Genomic DNA, 15,505 nt, shown 5'->3' on the forward strand with positions numbered 1-15,505 from the left:
TCGCCATGGAAGAGAAGCTGCGCTTCGCCATCCGTGAAGGCGGCCGCACCGTCGGTGCCGGCATCGTCGTCACCATCACAGAGTAATTTGGACTTAAACCGATCTGTCGCGGGCGCTGCCCGCGCCGCGCCAGAACAAGGAAGTGACGCATGAACGGACAGAATATCCGCATCCGCCTGAAGGCGTTTGATCACCGGGTGCTCGACGCCTCGACACGGGAAATCGTGTCGACCGCCAAGCGCACCGGCGCCAACGTCCGCGGCCCCATTCCGCTGCCGACGCGGATCGAAAAGTTCACGGTCAACCGGTCGCCTCACGTCGACAAGAAGAGCCGCGAGCAGTTCGAGATGCGCACGCACAAGCGTCTGCTCGACATCGTCGACCCGACCCCGCAGACGGTCGATGCTTTGATGAAGCTCGACCTGGCCGCCGGTGTCGACGTCGAGATCAAGCTCTAAGGAACCAGAGGTCAGCGGGGCGACCCGGAACTCTGAAGGAACAAGAGGCGTGGAGGGGCGACAGCCCCGACAGGGAACTCTAAAGGAATTGAACCGATGCGTTCAGGTGTGATTGCAAAGAAGGTGGGAATGACCCGCATCTACAACGATGCCGGGGAACATGTTCCCGTCACTGTTCTCCAGATGGAGAACTGCCAGGTCGTGGCGCAGCGCACGCAGGAGAAGAACGGCTATACCGCCGTCCAGCTCGGCGTTGGCCTTGCCAAGGTGAAGAACACGTCGAAGGCGATGCGCGGCCATTTCGCGACCGCTTCCGTCGAGCCCAAGGCCAAGGTTGCCGAGTTTCGCGTCTCTGCCGACAACATGATCGATGTTGGCGCCGAGATCACCGTCGAGCACTTCGTCGTCGGCCAGAAGGTCGATGTGACGGGCACCACGATCGGCAAGGGCTTCCAGGGCGTCATCAAGCGGCACCACATGGGTGGCGGCCGCGCAACGCACGGCAACTCGGTGTCGCACCGTACACACGGCTCGACCGGCCAGCGCCAGGATCCGGGCAAGGTGTTCAAGGGCAAGCATATGGCCGGCCACATGGGCGACACCCGCGTCACCACGCAGAATGTCGAGGTCGTCTCGACCGACGCCGATCGCGGCCTGATCCTGATCCGCGGTGCGGTCCCGGGTTCGAAGGGTGCATGGATCCTGGTCCGCGACGCGGCCAAGGTAGCGCTTCCGGCCAATGCGCCGAAGCCCGCCGCGATCCGCGCCCTTGCGACTGACGGTGCCACCACGAACGAGGCCCCGGCCACAGAGGGAGCGGAATAATGGACCTCAAGATTACAACGCTTGGCGGCAAGGACGCCGGCAAGCTGAAGCTCTCCGAAGAGATTTTCGGCCTCGATCCGCGTGAGGACATCCTGCAGCGCGTCGTGCGCTGGCAGCTTGCCAAGAAGCAGCAGGGCACGCACAAGGCCAAGGGTCGCGCGGAAATCGCCCGCACCGGCGCCAAGATGTACAAGCAGAAGGGTACGGGCCGCGCCCGTCACCATTCGGCTCGCGCTCCGCAGTTCCGCGGCGGCGGCAAGGCCCACGGCCCGGTCGTGCGCAGCCACGAGCACGATCTGCCTAAGAAGGTGCGTGCGCTCGGCCTGAAGCATGCCCTTTCGGCCAAGGCCAAGAGCGCGTCGATCATCATCATCGACGAGCTGAAGCTGACCGAGGCCAAGACCAAGGCACTGATCGCGAATTTCGCGACGCTGGGCCTGAGCAACGCCCTGGTGATCGGCGGCGCCGAGCTTGACAAGAACTTCAAGCTGGCGGCGACCAACATCCCGAACATCGACGTGCTGCCCATCCAGGGCATCAACGTCTACGACATTCTGCGCCGCGGCACGCTGGTCCTTTCCAAGGCCGCCGTCGAGGCTCTCGAGGAGCGCTTCAAATGACCGACCTTCGTCATTACGACGTGATCGTCTCGCCGGCGATCACTGAAAAGTCGACCATGGCTTCCGAGCAGAACCAGGTCGTCTTCAATGTCGCCAAGAAGGCGTCGAAGCCGGAAATCAAGGCCGCCGTCGAAGCGCTGTTCGGCGTCAAGGTGATGGCCGTGAACACGCTTGTCCGCAAGGGCAAGATCAAGCGCTTCCGCGGCACGATCGGCCGCCAGAGCGACGTCAAGAAGGCGGTTGTGACGCTGGCCGAAGGCCAGTCGATCGACGTCGCGACGGGTCTCTGAGCAAGGTCGCGAGGACAGAACAATGGCACTGAAAAAATTCAACCCGGTAACGCCGAGCACCCGTCAGCTGGTCATCGTCGATCGCTCGGGCCTCTACAAGGGCAAGCCCGTCAAGGGTCTGACCGAAGGCCTGACCAAGTCGGGCGGCCGCAACAATTACGGCCGCATCACAGCCCGCTTCATCGGCGGCGGTCACAAGCGCACCTACCGCATCATCGACTTCAAGCGCCGCAAGTTCGACGTCGTCGGCACGGTCGAGCGTATCGAGTACGATCCGAACCGCACCGCCTTCATCGCGCTGATCAAGTATGACGATGGCGAGCTGTCCTACATCATCGCCCCGCAGCGTCTGGCTCCCGGCGACAAGATCGTGGCCGGTGAATCGGTCGACGTGAAGCCGGGCAACGCGATGCCGCTGGCCTCGATGCCGGTCGGCACGATCGTCCACAATATCGAGCTGAAGCCCGGCAAGGGCGCTCAGGTCGCCCGTTCGGCCGGCGGTTATGGCCAGCTCGTCGGCCGCGACCAGGGCATGGCGATCCTGCGCCTCAATTCGGGCGAGCAGCGTGTCGTCCACGGCTCCTGCATGGCCACTGTCGGCGCCGTGTCCAACCCGGACCACGGCAACATCAATGACGGCAAGGCAGGCCGCACCGTGTGGCGCGGCAAACGTCCGCACAATCGCGGCGTGACCATGAACCCGGTCGACCATCCGCATGGCGGCGGCGAAGGCCGCACCTCGGGTGGCCGCCATCCGGTTTCGCCCTGGGGCAAGCCGACCAAGGGCAAGAAGACGCGGTCCAACAAGGCGACCGACAAGTTCATCCTGCGCTCGCGCCATCAGCGCAAGAGCTAAGAAGAGGTAACGCCAAGTGACTCGTTCGATTTGGAAAGGCCCCTTCATCGACGGCTACCTTCTGAAGAAGGTGGACAAGGTTCGTGAAGGTGGTCGCAATGAGGTGATCAAGATGTGGAGCCGCCGCTCCACCATCCTGCCGCAGTTCGTCGGCTTCACCTTCGGTGTCTACAACGGCCAGAAGCACGTTCCCGTCTCGGTGAACGAGGACATGGTCGGTCACAAGTTCGGTGAATTCGCTCCGACCCGGACCTATTACGGTCACGGCGCGGATAAGAAGGCGAAGAGGAAATAATCATGGGCAAGGCCAAAGCTCCGCGCAGGCTTGCTGACAACGAAGCGCGCGCCGTGTTGCGCACGATCCGTATCAGCCCGCAGAAGCTGAACCTGGTTGCCGCGCTGATCCGCGGCAAGAAGGTCGCGACAGCGCTTTCCGACCTCGAATTCTCGGCCAAGCGGATTTCCGGCACGGTCAAGAAGACGCTGGAATCGGCGATCGCCAACGCGGAAAACAACCACGACCTCGACGTCGATGCGCTGATCGTGGCGGAAGCCTATGTCGGCAAGTCGATCGTCATGAAGCGGTTCCATGCCCGTGGCCGTGGGCGCGCCAGCCGTATCGAGAAGCCGTTCTCGCACCTCACGATCGTCGTTCGTGAAGTCGAAGAAAAAGGGGAGGCCGCATAATGGGCCAGAAAGTCAATCCGATCGGTCTGCGTCTCGGCATCAACCGCACCTGGGATTCGCGCTGGTTCGCGAACACCGGCGAGTACGGCAAGCTGCTGCACGAGGACATCAAGATCCGCAAATATCTTGAGAAGGAACTCAAGCAGGCTGCGATCTCGAAAGTCGTGATCGAGCGTCCGCACAAGAAGTGCCGCGTCACCATCCATGCGGCGCGTCCGGGCCTGATCATCGGCAAGAAGGGCGCCGACATCGAGAAGCTTCGCAAGAAGCTCATGGAGATGACCAAGTCCGAGACGCATCTGAACATCGTCGAAGTGCGCAAGCCGGAGATCGACGCGACCTTGGTCGCCCAGTCGATCGCCCAGCAGCTCGAGCGCCGCATCGCGTTCCGCCGCGCCATGAAGCGTGCCGTGCAGTCGGCGATGCGCCTCGGTGCCGAAGGCATCCGCATCAACTGCGCCGGCCGTCTCGGCGGCGCCGAGATCGCGCGCATGGAATGGTATCGCGAAGGCCGCGTGCCGCTGCATACGCTGCGTGCCGACGTCGACTACGGCACGGCCGAGGCGAATACGGCCTACGGCATCTGCGGCGTCAAGGTCTGGGTGTTCAAGGGCGAAATCCTCGAGCACGACCCGATGGCTTCGGAGCGCCGCGCCACCGAGGGCGATCATGCGCATGGCGGTGGTGGTGAGCGCGAACGCGGTCGCCGTCGCGAAAACGCGTAAGACATTTAGGAATTTGGAGTTAGAACGATGCTGCAGCCAAAGCGCACAAAGTTCCGCAAGCAGTTCAAGGGCCGCATCCACGGTACCGCCAAGGGCGGCACCAACCTGGATTTCGGTGGTTTCGGACTGAAGGCGCTTGAGCCGAACCGCGTCACCGCGCGTGAGATCGAGGCGGCCCGCCGCGCGATCACCCGCGAGATGAAGCGTGCCGGCCGCGTGTGGATCCGTATCTTCCCGGACGTGCCGGTGACGTCGAAGCCGACCGAAGTCCGTATGGGTAAGGGCAAGGGCGCGGTCGACTACTGGGCGGCACGCGTCAAGCCGGGCCGCATCATGTTCGAGATCGACGGCGTCAACGAGGAAACCGCCCGTGAGGCGCTGCGTCTCGGCGCGGCCAAGCTCTCGGTCAGGACGCGCTTCGTACAGCGCATCGCAGAATAAGGACGGGCTGATCATGAAAGCCGAAGACATCCGGACCAAGACCCAGGACCAGCTGACCGACGACCTGGCCAGCCTGAAGAAGGAGCAGTTCAACCTGCGCTTTCAGAAGGCCACCGGCCAGCTTGAGAAGACCGCGCGCGTGAGGCAGGTCCGCAAGGACATTGCGCGTATCAAGACCATCGCTGCGGAAAAGTCCGCGGCCAAGAAGGCTTAAGGACGAAAACCATGCCAAAGCGCATTCTGCAGGGCACCGTCGTCAGCGACAAGAACGAGAAGACGGTTGTCGTCAAGGTCGAACGGCGCTTCACGCATCCCGTGATGAAGAAGACCGTGCGCATGACCAAGAAGTACAAGGCGCACGACGAGAACAACGCCCACAAGGTCGGCGATCAGGTGTTCATCCAGGAATCGAAGCCGATTTCCAAGGACAAGCGCTGGGTCGTGGTGTCTTCGGACCAGGCCTGATCAGGGCCAACGAAACGAATTTTGGACAGACCGGGGAGGGGTGAGAAACCCGTCCCGTTAGAAAAGAAGAAGGCGGCCAGTCATGATTCAGATGCAAACAAACCTCGACGTCGCGGATAATTCCGGCGCCCGTCGTGTCATGTGCATCAAGGTGCTGGGCGGCTCGAAGCGGAAATACGCTTCCGTGGGCGACATCATCGTGGTGTCGATCAAGGAAGCCATCCCGCGCGGCCGCGTCAAGAAGGGCGATGTGATGAAGGCGGTCGTGGTTCGCACGGCCAAGGACATCCGCCGCCCGGACGGCAGCGTGATCCGTTTCGACAAGAACGCAGCCGTTCTCGTCGACAACAAGAAAGAGCCGATCGGCACGCGTATCTTCGGACCGGTTCCGCGCGAACTCCGCGCCAAGAACCACATGAAGATCATCTCGCTCGCGCCTGAAGTGCTGTAAGGAGCCGGACCAATGCAGAAGATTAGAAAAGGCGACAAGGTCGTCGTGCTGGCCGGCAAGGACAAGGGCCGTTCGGGCGAAGTCCTCTCGGTACAGCCGAAGGACGACACCGCGCTGGTGCGCGGCGTCAACCTGATCCGTCGTCACCAGAAGCAGTCCCAGTCCCAAGAGGGCGGGATCATCACCAAGGAAGCGCCGATCCAGCTGTCGAACATCGCGCTGGCCGACCCCAAGGATGGCAAGCCGACCCGCGTCGGCTTCATCTTCCAGAAGGACGGCAAGAAGGTGCGCGTCGCCAAGCGCTCGGGAGAAGTCATCAATGGCTAAGGCTCAAACCAAGCAGGCAACTGCCCAGAACACGCCGCGCCTCAAGCAGGTCTACAACGAGACCATCCGCAAGGCGCTGCAGGAGCAGTTCGGCTACGAGAACGAGATGCAGGTTCCGCGCATCGACAAGATCGTGCTGAACATGGGCGTCGGCGAGGCGACCGGCGATTCGAAGAAGCCTTCGATCGCGGCGGAAGACCTTGCGATGATCGCCGGCCAGAAGGCCGTCGTCACCCGCGCCCGCAACTCGATCGCCGGCTTCAAGGTCCGCGAGAAGATGCCGATCGGCGCCAAGGTCACGCTGCGCAAGGAACGCATGTACGAGTTCCTCGACCGCCTCGTGAACATCGCACTCCCGCGCGTCCGCGACTTCCGCGGACTTAATCCGAAGAGCTTCGATGGCCGTGGCAACTATGCCATGGGCATCAAGGAACACATCGTGTTTCCGGAGATCAACTACGACAAGGTTGATCAGATCTGGGGCATGGACGTCATCGTTTGTACGACTGCGAAGACGGACGACGAAGCCAGGGCATTGCTCAAGGCCTTCAACTTCCCCTTCCGCCAGTAACGGCAGCGAGAAAAGGAAAAATCTGAAATGGCAAAGACCAGCTCAGTCGAGAAGAACAACAGGCGCCGCAAGCTTGCGGACCAGTTCGCTGCCAAGCGCGAGGTGCTCAAGGCGATCATCATGGATCAGTCCAAGCCGATGGAAGAGCGCTTCCGCGCCCAGCTGAAGCTTTCGGCGCTGCCGCGCAACTCGGCCAAGACCCGCATCCGCAACCGCTGCGAAGTCACCGGACGTCCGCGTGCCTATTATCGCAAGCTCAAAGTATCGCGTATCGCGCTTCGTGATCTCGGCAATAACGGCCAGATCCCGGGCCTGGTCAAGTCGAGCTGGTAAGGAGGACATAACATGTCATTGAGCGATCCTCTCGGCGATATGCTGACCCGCATCCGCAACGCGTATGGCCGCAAGAAGTCGAGCGTTTCGACGCCGGCCTCGCGCCTGCGTACCCGCGTCCTCGACGTGCTGAAGGCGGAAGGCTATATCCGCGACTACAGCCAGACCGACTTCGACAACGGCAAGTCCGAAATCGAGATCGAGCTGAAGTATTTCGATGGTGCGCCGGTGGTGCGCGAAATCGCTCGGGTCTCGAAGCCCGGCCGCCGCGTCTACGTTTCGGCCAAGTCGATACCGCACGTCGCCAACGGCCTCGGCATCGCCATCCTTTCGACGCCGAAGGGCGTGATGGCCGACCACGAAGCGCGTGAACAGAATGTCGGCGGGGAAATCCTCTGCCAGATCTTCTGATCTGGTATGTGACCCGGTTGGAAACAGGTTTTCGAGATCTAGTCCCGAAAGCCGAGACCTGAAACAAGAGAAGTGACGAGGACAACAAAATGTCTCGTATTGGAAAGAAACCCGTTTCGCTGCCGCAGGGCGTGACCGCGACCGTCAACGGCCAGACCGTGACGGCGAAGGGTCCGAAGGGCGAGCTGAAGTTCGTGGTGAACGACGAAGTGCTGGTCAAGATGGAAGGCAGCGAGATCGCTGTCCAGCCGCGCGACCAGACCAAGACTGCCCGTTCCAAGTGGGGCATGTCGCGCACGCAGATCGTCAACATCCTGCAGGGCGTCAAGGACGGCTTCGAAAAGAAGCTCGAGATCACCGGCGTCGGCTATCGTGCCGCCATGCAGGGCAAGAACCTGCAGCTGGCGCTCGGCTTCAGCCATGACGTCGTCTACGAGACGCCGCAGGGCGTGACGATTTCGGTGCCGAAGCCGACGGAAATCACGGTGACCGGCATCGACAAGCAGCAGGTCGGCCAGGTTGCCGCCGAGATCCGCGAGTATCGCAGCCCCGAGCCCTACAAGGGCAAGGGTGTCCGCTATGCCGGCGAGAAGATCGTCCGCAAGGAAGGCAAGAAGAAGTAATTTTAACGCCGCGGGGAGCGGTCGCGGGAGGCTTGTCCTACCGCATATGGTTGCCCCCGTTTTTTGAAGGCAAGGAACTGATATCATGGGCTCGAAAGAATCCACCCAACGCCGCGCCCAGCGCGTCCGCCGCCAGATCAAGAAGGTTGCCGGCGATCGTCCGCGCTTGTCGGTCCATCGCACATCGAAGAACATCTACGTCCAGGTGATCGATGACGCCAAGGGCCACACGATCGCGGCTGCTTCGACGCTCGAGAAGGAGCTCAAGGGTTCGCTCAAGACCGGCGCCGACACGGCGGCGGCCGCTGCCATCGGCAAGCTGATCGCCGAGCGTGCCTCGAAGGCCGGCGTCAAGGAAGTCGTCTTCGACCGCGGCGCCTACATCTACCACGGCCGTGTCAAGGCGCTTGCCGAGGCTGCCCGTGAAGGTGGTCTGAGCTTCTAAAAACGAAATTCGCCCCCGGCGACCCACAGAGGCGCCGGATATCATCATCAACCGTGCTTCCGGAAAAAAACAAGGAACAGGATATGGCACAGGAACGTAGGGATGGCGGCCGCGGCCGTGATCGCGAAGAGCGCGACGACGGCATGGTCGACAAGCTCGTCCACATCAACCGTGTCGCCAAAGTCGTCAAGGGCGGCCGGCGCTTCGGCTTTGCGGCACTTGTCGTCGTCGGCGACCAGAAGGGCCGCGTCGGCTTCGGCCACGGCAAGGCGCGCGAAGTGCCGGAGGCGATCCGCAAGGCGACCGAATCGGCCAAGCGCGACATGATCTTCGTGCCGCTGCGCTCAGGCCGCACGCTGCACCACGACGTCGAGGGACGCTGGGGTGCGGGACGCGTTCTGCTGCGCGCCGCCAAGCAAGGTACCGGCATCATCGCCGGCGGCCCGATGCGCGCCGTTTTCGAGACGCTCGGCATGCATGACGTGGTCGCCAAGTCGATGGGTTCTTCGAACCCCTACAACATGGTTCGTGCCACTTTCGACGCGCTGAAGAGCCAGATGCATCCGAAGGATGTGGCTGCAGCGCGCGGCATCAAGTATTCGACCCTTCAGGCCCGCCGCGGCACCGCCGTTGCGGCTGAAGAATAGTCGACGCTGACCAGGGATTTGACCATGGCCAAGAAAGCAACCAAGACCATCACCGTCGAGCAGATCGGTTCGCCGATCCGCCGGCCGAAGGAGCAGCGCGCAACGCTGGTCGGCCTCGGCCTCAACAAGATGCACAAGCAGCGCACGCTGGAGGATACGCCCTCGGTGCGCGGCATGATCGCTGCCGTCCAGCATCTCGTCCGCGTCGTGGACGAGGGCTGAACCAGAGCGCAGGAGAACCCAGATGAAACTCAATGATCTGCGTGACAAGGACGGCGCGACGCACTCCAAGAAGCGTCTCGGCCGTGGCATCGGCTCCGGTTCGGGCAAGACCGCCGGTCGCGGCGTCAAGGGCCAGAAGGCGCGCTCCGGCGTCGCCGTCAACGGCTTCGAGGGTGGCCAGATGCCGCTCTACCGCCGCCTGCCGAAGCGCGGCTTCAACAATATCTTCGCCAAGAGCTTCACCGTCGTGTCGCTGGCCCGCATCCAGGCGGCGCTCGATGCCAAGAAGCTCGACGCCAAGACAGTTGTAACGGCCGAGGCGCTGGTTGCGGCTGGCGTCATCCGTCGCGTCAAGGACGGCGTGCGCATCCTTTCAGACGGCGACATCAAGGCCAAGCTTGCCTTCGACGTGGCCGGAGCCTCCAAGGCCGCGATCGAGAAGATCGAAAAGGCCGGCGGCTCGGTGAAGCTGCCTGAGAAGGCAGCCGCCGAGTAACGGCAATTTGAAGCACGGCCGGCAAAGGTGGAATTCGGTTTTGCCTGCGGTCGTGCTTTGATCCGATAGATGTGACGGCCGCATCAACGCGGCCGCTTGCATGTTTGCAGTCCGGAGCTTATCTCGTGAGTTTCGGTGACACGCGCCGCCTGAGCTGCGGGCATCGAGCGTGACCAAGCGGAGAATCAGGCATGGCTTCGGCTGCTGAACAACTAGCCTCGAATCTGAATTTTTCGGCCTTCGCCAAGGCCGAGGATCTGAAGAAGCGCATCTGGTTCACCATCGGCGCGCTGCTCGTCTACCGTCTTGGCACCTATATCCCGCTGCCCGGCATCAATCCGGACGCCTTTGCCCACGCCTTCTCGTCGCAGAGCAAGGGCGTGCTTGGCATGTTCAATATGTTTGCAGGCGGTGCCGTGCAGCGCATGGCGATCTTTGCCCTCGGCATCATGCCCTATATCTCCGCCTCCATCATCATGCAGCTGATGACCTCGGTCATTCCGTCGCTGGAAGCGCTGAAGAAGGAAGGCGAGCAGGGCCGCAAGATTATCAACCAGTATACGCGCTACGGGACCGTGCTTCTGGCGCTGGTCCAGGCCTACGGCATTTCGGTCGGGCTCGAGGGCGGAAACGGCATCGTCAACGATCCCGGCATCTTTTTCCGCATCTCGACCGTCGTCACGCTGGTCGGCGGCACCATGTTCCTGATGTGGCTCGGCGAGCAGATCACCGCCCGCGGCATCGGCAACGGCATTTCGCTGATCATCTTCTCCGGCATTGTCGCCGGCCTGCCGCGCGCCATCTCCGGTACCTTGGAGCTAGGCCGCACCGGAGCGCTGTCGACCGGCCTGATCCTGGCGATCATCGTGCTCGCCATTATCGTTATCGGCCTGATCGTCTTTTTCGAGCGCGCCCAGCGCCGCCTGCTGATTCAGTACCCCAAGCGCCAGGTCGGCAATCGCATGTTCCAGGGCGATACCTCGCATCTGCCGCTGAAGCTCAACACATCCGGCGTCATTCCGCCGATCTTCGCTTCGTCGCTATTGCTGCTGCCGGCGACCGTCGCCGGTTTCTCGCAGACGACGAACATGCCCGCTTGGGCCAGCACCATCCTGGCGTCGCTCGGTCATGGCCAGCCGCTCTACATGGCCTTCTACGCGGCGATGATCGTGTTCTTCGCCTTCTTCTACACGGCGATCGTCTTCAACCCAAAGGACACCGCGGACCAATTGAAGAAGCATTCGGGCTTCATCCCGGGCTATCGCCCGGGCGAGCGCACCGCGGACTATATTGACTATGTGCTCACCCGCATCACCGTCGTCGGCGCCATCTATCTGGTGCTGGTGTGTCTGCTGCCCGAGTTCCTGATTTCAGCGACTGGCGTACCGTTCTACCTTGGTGGCACTTCGCTCCTGATCGTGGTCAGTGTAACGCTCGATACGGTGGCGCAGATTCAGGGTCACCTGATCGCGCACCAGTATGAGGGCCTGATCAAGAAGTCGAAGCTGCGCGGGGGGAAAAAGGCCAGATGAGGTTGATATTGCTTGGACCGCCGGGGGCGGGCAAGGGGACACAAGCACTGAGACTGGTAGAACGACACGGCATCCCACAGCTTTCCACGGGGGACATGCTGCGTGCTGCTGTCCAGGCCGGCACCGAAGTCGGCAAGCGCGCCAAAGCGGTGATGGACGCTGGCGAACTGGTGTCCGACGCTATCGTCAACGCCATTGTGGCCGAGCGCATCGATCAAGCTGATTGCGCAAACGGCTTCATCCTTGACGGGTATCCCCGAACTCTGGTGCAAGCGGACGCCGTTGAGGAAATGCTGTCGGATCGCGGACTAGAGCTAGACGCGGTCATCGAATTTGTCGTCGACGATAAGGCGCTGGTTGGCCGAATCGTCAAGCGCGCCGAAGAAGCCAAGGCCGCAGGCCTGCCGGTGCGCAAGGACGACAGTCCAGCGGTGTTCGAAGAACGCTTGAGGGAATATTACAAGAAAACCTCGCCGCTGATCGGCTACTACTACGCCAAGGGCAAACTCAGGGGCGTCGATGGCATGGCCGACATCGATGCGGTGACGCAGCAGATCGAGGCGGTGCTCAGGGCAACGACCCGGACAGTTGGCCAGCCGGCCGGCTAGAGAATCGAACGATTGCGCTTGACTGGAGCGGTCCGCTGGGGTATGGCGGCCCGTCTTCCTATCAGGCATGAGGCTTGCTTGTCCGCAAGGGCAAGGCAGGCCGCTTTGAACTGGAAACTCCCGCAAGGGCCGGCCTCCACCGGACGCGGGGCAACTTGAAGCGCCGGCTCGCCCGGCCTATATGGAGAAGAGAAGAACATGGCTCGTATAGCCGGCGTCAACATTCCGACCAACAAGCGCGTTGTCATTGCGCTTCAATACATTCACGGCATTGGCAAGAAGTTCGCCCAGGAGATCGTCGACAAGGTCGGCATCCCGGCCGAGCGCCGCGTCAACCAACTGACCGACGCGGAAGTGCTGCAGATCCGCGAGACCATCGACCGCGACTACCAGGTCGAGGGCGACCTGCGCCGCGAAGTGTCGATGAACATCAAGCGGCTCATGGACCTCGGCTGCTACCGCGGCCTGCGTCACCGTCGCTCGCTGCCGGTTCGTGGCCAGCGCACGCACACCAATGCGCGCACCCGTAAGGGCCCGGCCAAGTCGATTGCCGGAAAGAAGAAGTAATTTAGGGCAGTAAGGGGGTAGGGCAGTAAGGCAATAGGGACGGCAGACATACTGCCCTACTGCCATATTCCCCTACTGCCTTCTCCCTGGTGGAGCCGCTGGCATTACGGCGGTGTAGAGATCAACTGAAAGGACTATCATGGCCAAGGAAGCCGCTCGTGTTCGCCGTCGCGAACGCAAGAATATCTCGTCGGGCGTTGCCCACGTCAATTCGACCTTCAACAACACGATGATCACCATCACCGACGCACAGGGCAATTCGATTGCCTGGTCGTCGGCCGGAGCACAAGGCTTCAAGGGATCGCGCAAGTCGACCCCTTTCGCTGCCCAGATGGCTGCCGAAGATGTTGCCAAGAAGGCTCAGGAACACGGCATGCGCATGCTCGAGGTCGAGGTCTGTGGACCCGGCTCCGGTCGTGAATCGGCGTTGCGCGCACTGCAGGCAGCAGGGTTCACCATCACCTCGATCCGTGATGTGACGCCGATCCCGCACAACGGCTGCCGTCCGCGCAAGAAGCGCCGCGTCTAAAGAATTTACCGAACGCCGCGCGAGCGCCTCAAGGGCGCTCCTCCACGGCATTCCAGGTCGCCCGCCACGATTGGATGGTGGCGGGACAACGGAAGGAAAGCACTATGATCCAGAAAAATTGGCAAGAACTGATCAAGCCGAACAAGATCGAGTTCTCGTCGAAGAAGAAGACGCTGACCACGCTGGTCGCCGAGCCGCTCGAGCGCGGCTTCGGCCTCACCCTAGGCAACGCGCTGCGCCGGGTGCTTCTGTCTTCGCTGCGTGGCGCGGCTGTAACCGCCGTGCAGATCGACGGCGTTCTGCATGAATTCTCGTCCATCGCCGGCGTCCGCGAGGACGTGACCGACATCGTTTTGAACATCAAGGAAATCGCCATCCGCATGGAAGCCGACGGCCCCAAGCGCATGGTCGTCCGCAAGCAGGGACCGGGCGCGGTTCTCGCCGGCGACATCCAGACGGTCGGCGACGTCGAGATCCTCAATCCCGACCACGTCATCTGCACGTTGGACGAAGGCGCTGAAATCCGCATGGAATTCACCGTCGATACCGGCAAGGGCTATGTGCCGGCCGACCGTAACCGCGCCGAGGACGCGCCGATCGGGCTGATCCCCGTCGACAGCCTGTATTCGCCGGTCAAGAAGGTCTCCTACAAGGTCGAGAACACCCGCGAGGGCCAGGTTCTCGACTATGACAAGCTGACCATGACCATCGAGACCGACGGTTCGATTTCGGGCGAGGACGCGGTGGCCTTCGCCGCTCGCATCCTGCAGGACCAGCTCGGCCTGTTCGTCAATTTCGACGAGCCGCAGAAGGAAGTCGCTGCCGAACAGGTTACCGAGCTTGCCTTCAACCCGGCGCTGCTCAAGAAGGTCGACGAACTCGAGCTTTCGGTGCGTTCGGCCAACTGCCTGAAGAACGATAACATCGTCTATATCGGCGATCTGATCCAGAAGACCGAAGCCGAGATGCTGCGCACCCCGAACTTCGGCCGCAAATCGCTGAACGAGATCAAGGAAGTCCTGGCGGCGATGGGCCTTCATCTCGGCATGGAAGTGCCGGACTGGCCGCCGGAAAACATCGAAGACCTCGCCAAGCGTTACGAAGATCAATATTAAGCATGATCCCGAACCGAAGGTCAGCGCAGCAAAAAGTTGCAGACTTTTCGGACAAGATCATGCGGCTAACCAACTGAGGCTCAGGCCTCTTGAAACCGCAATGAAGGAGAAGAGCCATGCGCCACGGATTTAAAGGCCGCCGGTTCGCCCGCAGCATAAGCCATCGCAAGTCGATGTTTGCCAACCTTGCCGTGTCGCTTATCGAGCACGAGCAGATCCTCACCACGCTGCCGAAGGCGAAGGATTTGCGTCCGATCGTCGAAAAGCTGGTGACGCTCGGCAAGCGCGGCGACCTGCACGCCCGCCGCCAGGTTATTGCCCAGATCGGCAATGAAGGCGTCGTCAAGCGCCTGTTCGATACCATCGCGCCGCGCTACGCCACCCGCAACGGCGGCTATCTGCGCATCATGAAGGCCGGCTTCCGCCACGGTGACAATGCCGCAATGGCGGTCATCGAATTCGTCGACCGCGACACCTCGGCCAAGGGCGCCGGCGACCGTGCCCGCATCGAGGCCGAAGGCACCGAAGAGGAAGCCGCAGCCGCATAAGGCTTGGTTTTTCCCGAGAGAGTTTAAGGGGCCCGAGGGCCCCTTTTTCGTTGATGTGGCGACCTCTTACCTCGCAACGTTGAGGTAGTCTCTTCCGCCTATTGACTTCCAATCAATCGCATTTGTTATCCTCTTGATTGCCGGAAATGAATAAGAATAAATGCTGTCGACCTCCGTTCGATGATCGATATCGCGTATCAATTGGGACACAGTCACGCCGTTCAGATATTTTTCGGCGTCCCGATCTTTGATGAAGTCAGTATCAACGCGGAAATAAATCTGAATGGGACCCGCGCAGATATTCAGGTCGATATCATTCATCGATGCGACGTAGAACACCATAGCCTCTTCTGGTGTCCACAGGCCCGCGTCCAGGAATTCCGATGGCTTTGTTCTGCTGTCGAACCCATCCATTGAAAGAGCAAATTCGTCTGTTATTCGTTTGCTCTTGCCGCGAATTTCATACACATGTTCGATCTGAAACCAATTCAGCACATGTGGCGGGTCTTTGTCGAACGAGGCCTCAAGCGTTCCGTAAAACCAGTACTCGGGCACCGCCTCCGCATACTCGGTCAGCCAGCCGTCCGGCGCACCGAACGCTTCGGCAATTTCGATCATTTTCATGCCTGGGACAACAGGGCCCAAAGTGCCGGTCTTCAAAAAATCACGGAATGACAGGAGCTGTTTTTTCATGAGGGTCGACAAGGCTTTCC

29 protein-coding genes are annotated in these 15,505 nt (G+C 61.4%); 28 read left to right on the top strand and 1 reads right to left on the bottom strand.

Going from position 1 to position 15,505, the window contains the following annotated elements; genetic code table 11:
- The 28 genes from NKI39_RS18670 to rplQ form a co-directional block, all read left to right on the top strand.
- Positions 1 to 86, top strand: an 86-nt coding sequence (locus tag NKI39_RS18670; RefSeq protein WP_502898581.1) for an EF-Tu C-terminal domain-related protein, incomplete at its 5' end; no start/stop codon positions are given.
- A gap of 63 nt (positions 87 to 149) precedes the next feature.
- Complete coding sequence (gene rpsJ / locus NKI39_RS18675; RefSeq protein ID WP_006205468.1) at positions 150 to 458, top strand: 30S ribosomal protein S10; 309 nt, start codon at positions 150 to 152, stop codon at positions 456 to 458.
- 96 nt (positions 459 to 554) lie between these two features.
- Entirely contained in the window at positions 555 to 1,283 is a 729-nt protein-coding gene (gene rplC, locus NKI39_RS18680; RefSeq protein WP_352833506.1) for a 50S ribosomal protein L3, read from the top strand.
- The gene (gene rplD / locus NKI39_RS18685; RefSeq protein WP_023675140.1) at positions 1,283 to 1,903 is read left to right on the top strand and encodes a 50S ribosomal protein L4; all 621 of its coding nucleotides are present in this window, start codon (positions 1,283 to 1,285) and stop codon (positions 1,901 to 1,903) included. Before rplC ends, rplD begins: the two co-directional genes overlap by 1 nt.
- Complete coding sequence (locus NKI39_RS18690; protein WP_023675139.1) at positions 1,900 to 2,193, top strand: 50S ribosomal protein L23; 294 nt, start codon at positions 1,900 to 1,902, stop codon at positions 2,191 to 2,193. Before rplD ends, NKI39_RS18690 begins: the two co-directional genes overlap by 4 nt.
- A 22-nt stretch (positions 2,194 to 2,215) precedes the next feature.
- Positions 2,216 to 3,049: a 50S ribosomal protein L2 gene (gene rplB / locus NKI39_RS18695; RefSeq protein WP_023675138.1), complete on the top strand. Its 834-nt coding sequence runs from the start codon at positions 2,216 to 2,218 to the stop codon at positions 3,047 to 3,049.
- 16 nt (positions 3,050 to 3,065) lie between these two features.
- A complete protein-coding gene (gene rpsS / locus NKI39_RS18700; protein ID WP_006205463.1) occupies positions 3,066 to 3,344 on the top strand; it encodes a 30S ribosomal protein S19 in 279 nt (92 codons plus the stop codon).
- 2 nt (positions 3,345 to 3,346) lie between these two features.
- Positions 3,347 to 3,736: a 50S ribosomal protein L22 gene (gene rplV / locus NKI39_RS18705; RefSeq protein ID WP_006205462.1), complete on the top strand. Its 390-nt coding sequence runs from the start codon at positions 3,347 to 3,349 to the stop codon at positions 3,734 to 3,736.
- Entirely contained in the window at positions 3,736 to 4,461 is a 726-nt protein-coding gene (gene rpsC / locus NKI39_RS18710) for a 30S ribosomal protein S3 (RefSeq protein WP_023675137.1), read from the top strand. Before rplV ends, rpsC begins: the two co-directional genes overlap by 1 nt.
- 27 nt (positions 4,462 to 4,488) lie before the next feature.
- Positions 4,489 to 4,902, top strand: coding sequence for a 50S ribosomal protein L16 (gene rplP, locus NKI39_RS18715; protein WP_006205460.1), 414 nt, complete (start codon positions 4,489 to 4,491; stop codon positions 4,900 to 4,902).
- Between the two features lie 13 nt (positions 4,903 to 4,915).
- Positions 4,916 to 5,116 carry a 50S ribosomal protein L29 gene (rpmC, locus tag NKI39_RS18720; protein ID WP_006205459.1) on the top strand — a complete coding sequence of 67 codons (201 nt, stop codon included), beginning with the start codon at positions 4,916 to 4,918 and terminating at the stop codon, positions 5,114 to 5,116.
- Positions 5,117 to 5,127: 11 nt separating this feature from the next.
- On the top strand, positions 5,128 to 5,367 hold the full coding sequence (rpsQ, locus tag NKI39_RS18725; RefSeq protein WP_023675136.1) for a 30S ribosomal protein S17: 240 nt from the start codon (positions 5,128 to 5,130) through the stop codon (positions 5,365 to 5,367).
- Positions 5,368 to 5,449: 82 nt separating this feature from the next.
- The gene (gene rplN / locus NKI39_RS18730; protein ID WP_006205457.1) at positions 5,450 to 5,818 is read left to right on the top strand and encodes a 50S ribosomal protein L14; all 369 of its coding nucleotides are present in this window, start codon (positions 5,450 to 5,452) and stop codon (positions 5,816 to 5,818) included.
- A gap of 12 nt (positions 5,819 to 5,830) precedes the next feature.
- A complete protein-coding gene (gene rplX / locus NKI39_RS18735; RefSeq protein ID WP_254817150.1) occupies positions 5,831 to 6,145 on the top strand; it encodes a 50S ribosomal protein L24 in 315 nt (104 codons plus the stop codon).
- Positions 6,138 to 6,716 carry a 50S ribosomal protein L5 gene (gene rplE, locus NKI39_RS18740; RefSeq protein WP_008875670.1) on the top strand — a complete coding sequence of 193 codons (579 nt, stop codon included), beginning with the start codon at positions 6,138 to 6,140 and terminating at the stop codon, positions 6,714 to 6,716. Before rplX ends, rplE begins: the two co-directional genes overlap by 8 nt.
- A gap of 27 nt (positions 6,717 to 6,743) precedes the next feature.
- A complete protein-coding gene (rpsN, locus tag NKI39_RS18745) occupies positions 6,744 to 7,049 on the top strand; it encodes a 30S ribosomal protein S14 (RefSeq protein WP_352451046.1) in 306 nt (101 codons plus the stop codon).
- 12 nt (positions 7,050 to 7,061) lie between these two features.
- Entirely contained in the window at positions 7,062 to 7,460 is a 399-nt protein-coding gene (gene rpsH / locus NKI39_RS18750) for a 30S ribosomal protein S8 (protein ID WP_006205453.1), read from the top strand.
- 89 nt (positions 7,461 to 7,549) lie between these two features.
- Positions 7,550 to 8,083, top strand: a complete 534-nt coding sequence (gene rplF, locus NKI39_RS18755; RefSeq protein WP_023675133.1) for a 50S ribosomal protein L6 — start codon at positions 7,550 to 7,552, stop codon at positions 8,081 to 8,083.
- A gap of 85 nt (positions 8,084 to 8,168) precedes the next feature.
- Positions 8,169 to 8,528, top strand: coding sequence for a 50S ribosomal protein L18 (gene rplR, locus NKI39_RS18760; RefSeq protein WP_023675132.1), 360 nt, complete (start codon positions 8,169 to 8,171; stop codon positions 8,526 to 8,528).
- An 83-nt stretch (positions 8,529 to 8,611) separates the two neighbouring features.
- Positions 8,612 to 9,175, top strand: coding sequence for a 30S ribosomal protein S5 (gene rpsE / locus NKI39_RS18765; protein WP_006333394.1), 564 nt, complete (start codon positions 8,612 to 8,614; stop codon positions 9,173 to 9,175).
- Between the two features lie 24 nt (positions 9,176 to 9,199).
- On the top strand, positions 9,200 to 9,397 hold the full coding sequence (gene rpmD / locus NKI39_RS18770) for a 50S ribosomal protein L30 (protein WP_006205449.1): 198 nt from the start codon (positions 9,200 to 9,202) through the stop codon (positions 9,395 to 9,397).
- Between the two features lie 22 nt (positions 9,398 to 9,419).
- On the top strand, positions 9,420 to 9,893 hold the full coding sequence (gene rplO / locus NKI39_RS18775; protein WP_292660428.1) for a 50S ribosomal protein L15: 474 nt from the start codon (positions 9,420 to 9,422) through the stop codon (positions 9,891 to 9,893).
- A 191-nt stretch (positions 9,894 to 10,084) separates the two neighbouring features.
- Positions 10,085 to 11,425 carry a preprotein translocase subunit SecY gene (gene secY, locus NKI39_RS18780; protein WP_352471807.1) on the top strand — a complete coding sequence of 447 codons (1,341 nt, stop codon included), beginning with the start codon at positions 10,085 to 10,087 and terminating at the stop codon, positions 11,423 to 11,425.
- Positions 11,422 to 12,033, top strand: coding sequence for an adenylate kinase (locus NKI39_RS18785; RefSeq protein ID WP_352833509.1), 612 nt, complete (start codon positions 11,422 to 11,424; stop codon positions 12,031 to 12,033). The genes secY and NKI39_RS18785 overlap by 4 nt, the downstream gene beginning before the upstream one ends.
- 198 nt (positions 12,034 to 12,231) lie before the next feature.
- A complete protein-coding gene (rpsM, locus tag NKI39_RS18790) occupies positions 12,232 to 12,600 on the top strand; it encodes a 30S ribosomal protein S13 (RefSeq protein WP_006205445.1) in 369 nt (122 codons plus the stop codon).
- Positions 12,601 to 12,739: 139 nt separating this feature from the next.
- Entirely contained in the window at positions 12,740 to 13,129 is a 390-nt protein-coding gene (gene rpsK / locus NKI39_RS18795; RefSeq protein WP_006205444.1) for a 30S ribosomal protein S11, read from the top strand.
- A 104-nt stretch (positions 13,130 to 13,233) separates the two neighbouring features.
- The gene (locus NKI39_RS18800) at positions 13,234 to 14,244 is read left to right on the top strand and encodes a DNA-directed RNA polymerase subunit alpha (protein WP_352833512.1); all 1,011 of its coding nucleotides are present in this window, start codon (positions 13,234 to 13,236) and stop codon (positions 14,242 to 14,244) included.
- A 116-nt stretch (positions 14,245 to 14,360) separates the two neighbouring features.
- The gene (gene rplQ, locus NKI39_RS18805) at positions 14,361 to 14,792 is read left to right on the top strand and encodes a 50S ribosomal protein L17 (RefSeq protein ID WP_023675127.1); all 432 of its coding nucleotides are present in this window, start codon (positions 14,361 to 14,363) and stop codon (positions 14,790 to 14,792) included.
- Between the two features lie 66 nt (positions 14,793 to 14,858).
- Here rplQ and NKI39_RS18810 read toward each other — a convergent pair whose 3' ends face one another.
- Positions 14,859 to 15,497, bottom strand: a complete 639-nt coding sequence (locus NKI39_RS18810) for a hypothetical protein (protein WP_352833515.1) — start codon at positions 15,495 to 15,497, stop codon at positions 14,859 to 14,861.
- Between the last annotated feature and the right edge of the window lie 8 nt (positions 15,498 to 15,505).

This window comes from Mesorhizobium sp. M0664, from assembly GCF_040320565.1.
Lineage (GTDB): Bacteria > Pseudomonadota > Alphaproteobacteria > Rhizobiales > Rhizobiaceae > Mesorhizobium.

What these genes read in the sequence shown, in the direction of transcription:
- rplN (WP_006205457.1), top strand. Translation starts at nt 5,450, where the DNA reads ATGATTCAGATGCAAACAAACCTCGACGTCGCGGATAATTCCGGCGCC.
- rplD (WP_023675140.1), top strand. Translation starts at nt 1,283, where the DNA reads ATGGACCTCAAGATTACAACGCTTGGCGGCAAGGACGCCGGCAAGCTG.
- secY (WP_352471807.1), top strand. Translation starts at nt 10,085, where the DNA reads ATGGCTTCGGCTGCTGAACAACTAGCCTCGAATCTGAATTTTTCGGCC.
- NKI39_RS18800 (WP_352833512.1), top strand. Translation starts at nt 13,234, where the DNA reads ATGATCCAGAAAAATTGGCAAGAACTGATCAAGCCGAACAAGATCGAG.
- rplB (WP_023675138.1), top strand. Translation starts at nt 2,216, where the DNA reads ATGGCACTGAAAAAATTCAACCCGGTAACGCCGAGCACCCGTCAGCTG.
- rplC (WP_352833506.1), top strand. Translation starts at nt 555, where the DNA reads ATGCGTTCAGGTGTGATTGCAAAGAAGGTGGGAATGACCCGCATCTAC.
- rpsQ (WP_023675136.1), top strand. Translation starts at nt 5,128, where the DNA reads ATGCCAAAGCGCATTCTGCAGGGCACCGTCGTCAGCGACAAGAACGAG.
- rpmD (WP_006205449.1), top strand. Translation starts at nt 9,200, where the DNA reads ATGGCCAAGAAAGCAACCAAGACCATCACCGTCGAGCAGATCGGTTCG.
- rpsE (WP_006333394.1), top strand. Translation starts at nt 8,612, where the DNA reads ATGGCACAGGAACGTAGGGATGGCGGCCGCGGCCGTGATCGCGAAGAG.
- NKI39_RS18785 (WP_352833509.1), top strand. Translation starts at nt 11,422, where the DNA reads ATGAGGTTGATATTGCTTGGACCGCCGGGGGCGGGCAAGGGGACACAA.
- rplX (WP_254817150.1), top strand. Translation starts at nt 5,831, where the DNA reads ATGCAGAAGATTAGAAAAGGCGACAAGGTCGTCGTGCTGGCCGGCAAG.
- rplR (WP_023675132.1), top strand. Translation starts at nt 8,169, where the DNA reads ATGGGCTCGAAAGAATCCACCCAACGCCGCGCCCAGCGCGTCCGCCGC.
- rpsJ (WP_006205468.1), top strand. Translation starts at nt 150, where the DNA reads ATGAACGGACAGAATATCCGCATCCGCCTGAAGGCGTTTGATCACCGG.
- rplV (WP_006205462.1), top strand. Translation starts at nt 3,347, where the DNA reads ATGGGCAAGGCCAAAGCTCCGCGCAGGCTTGCTGACAACGAAGCGCGC.
- rpsN (WP_352451046.1), top strand. Translation starts at nt 6,744, where the DNA reads ATGGCAAAGACCAGCTCAGTCGAGAAGAACAACAGGCGCCGCAAGCTT.
- rpsK (WP_006205444.1), top strand. Translation starts at nt 12,740, where the DNA reads ATGGCCAAGGAAGCCGCTCGTGTTCGCCGTCGCGAACGCAAGAATATC.
- rpmC (WP_006205459.1), top strand. Translation starts at nt 4,916, where the DNA reads ATGAAAGCCGAAGACATCCGGACCAAGACCCAGGACCAGCTGACCGAC.
- rplO (WP_292660428.1), top strand. Translation starts at nt 9,420, where the DNA reads ATGAAACTCAATGATCTGCGTGACAAGGACGGCGCGACGCACTCCAAG.
- rplE (WP_008875670.1), top strand. Translation starts at nt 6,138, where the DNA reads ATGGCTAAGGCTCAAACCAAGCAGGCAACTGCCCAGAACACGCCGCGC.
- rpsC (WP_023675137.1), top strand. Translation starts at nt 3,736, where the DNA reads ATGGGCCAGAAAGTCAATCCGATCGGTCTGCGTCTCGGCATCAACCGC.
- rplF (WP_023675133.1), top strand. Translation starts at nt 7,550, where the DNA reads ATGTCTCGTATTGGAAAGAAACCCGTTTCGCTGCCGCAGGGCGTGACC.
- rpsH (WP_006205453.1), top strand. Translation starts at nt 7,062, where the DNA reads ATGTCATTGAGCGATCCTCTCGGCGATATGCTGACCCGCATCCGCAAC.
- NKI39_RS18690 (WP_023675139.1), top strand. Translation starts at nt 1,900, where the DNA reads ATGACCGACCTTCGTCATTACGACGTGATCGTCTCGCCGGCGATCACT.
- rplQ (WP_023675127.1), top strand. Translation starts at nt 14,361, where the DNA reads ATGCGCCACGGATTTAAAGGCCGCCGGTTCGCCCGCAGCATAAGCCAT.
- rplP (WP_006205460.1), top strand. Translation starts at nt 4,489, where the DNA reads ATGCTGCAGCCAAAGCGCACAAAGTTCCGCAAGCAGTTCAAGGGCCGC.
- rpsM (WP_006205445.1), top strand. Translation starts at nt 12,232, where the DNA reads ATGGCTCGTATAGCCGGCGTCAACATTCCGACCAACAAGCGCGTTGTC.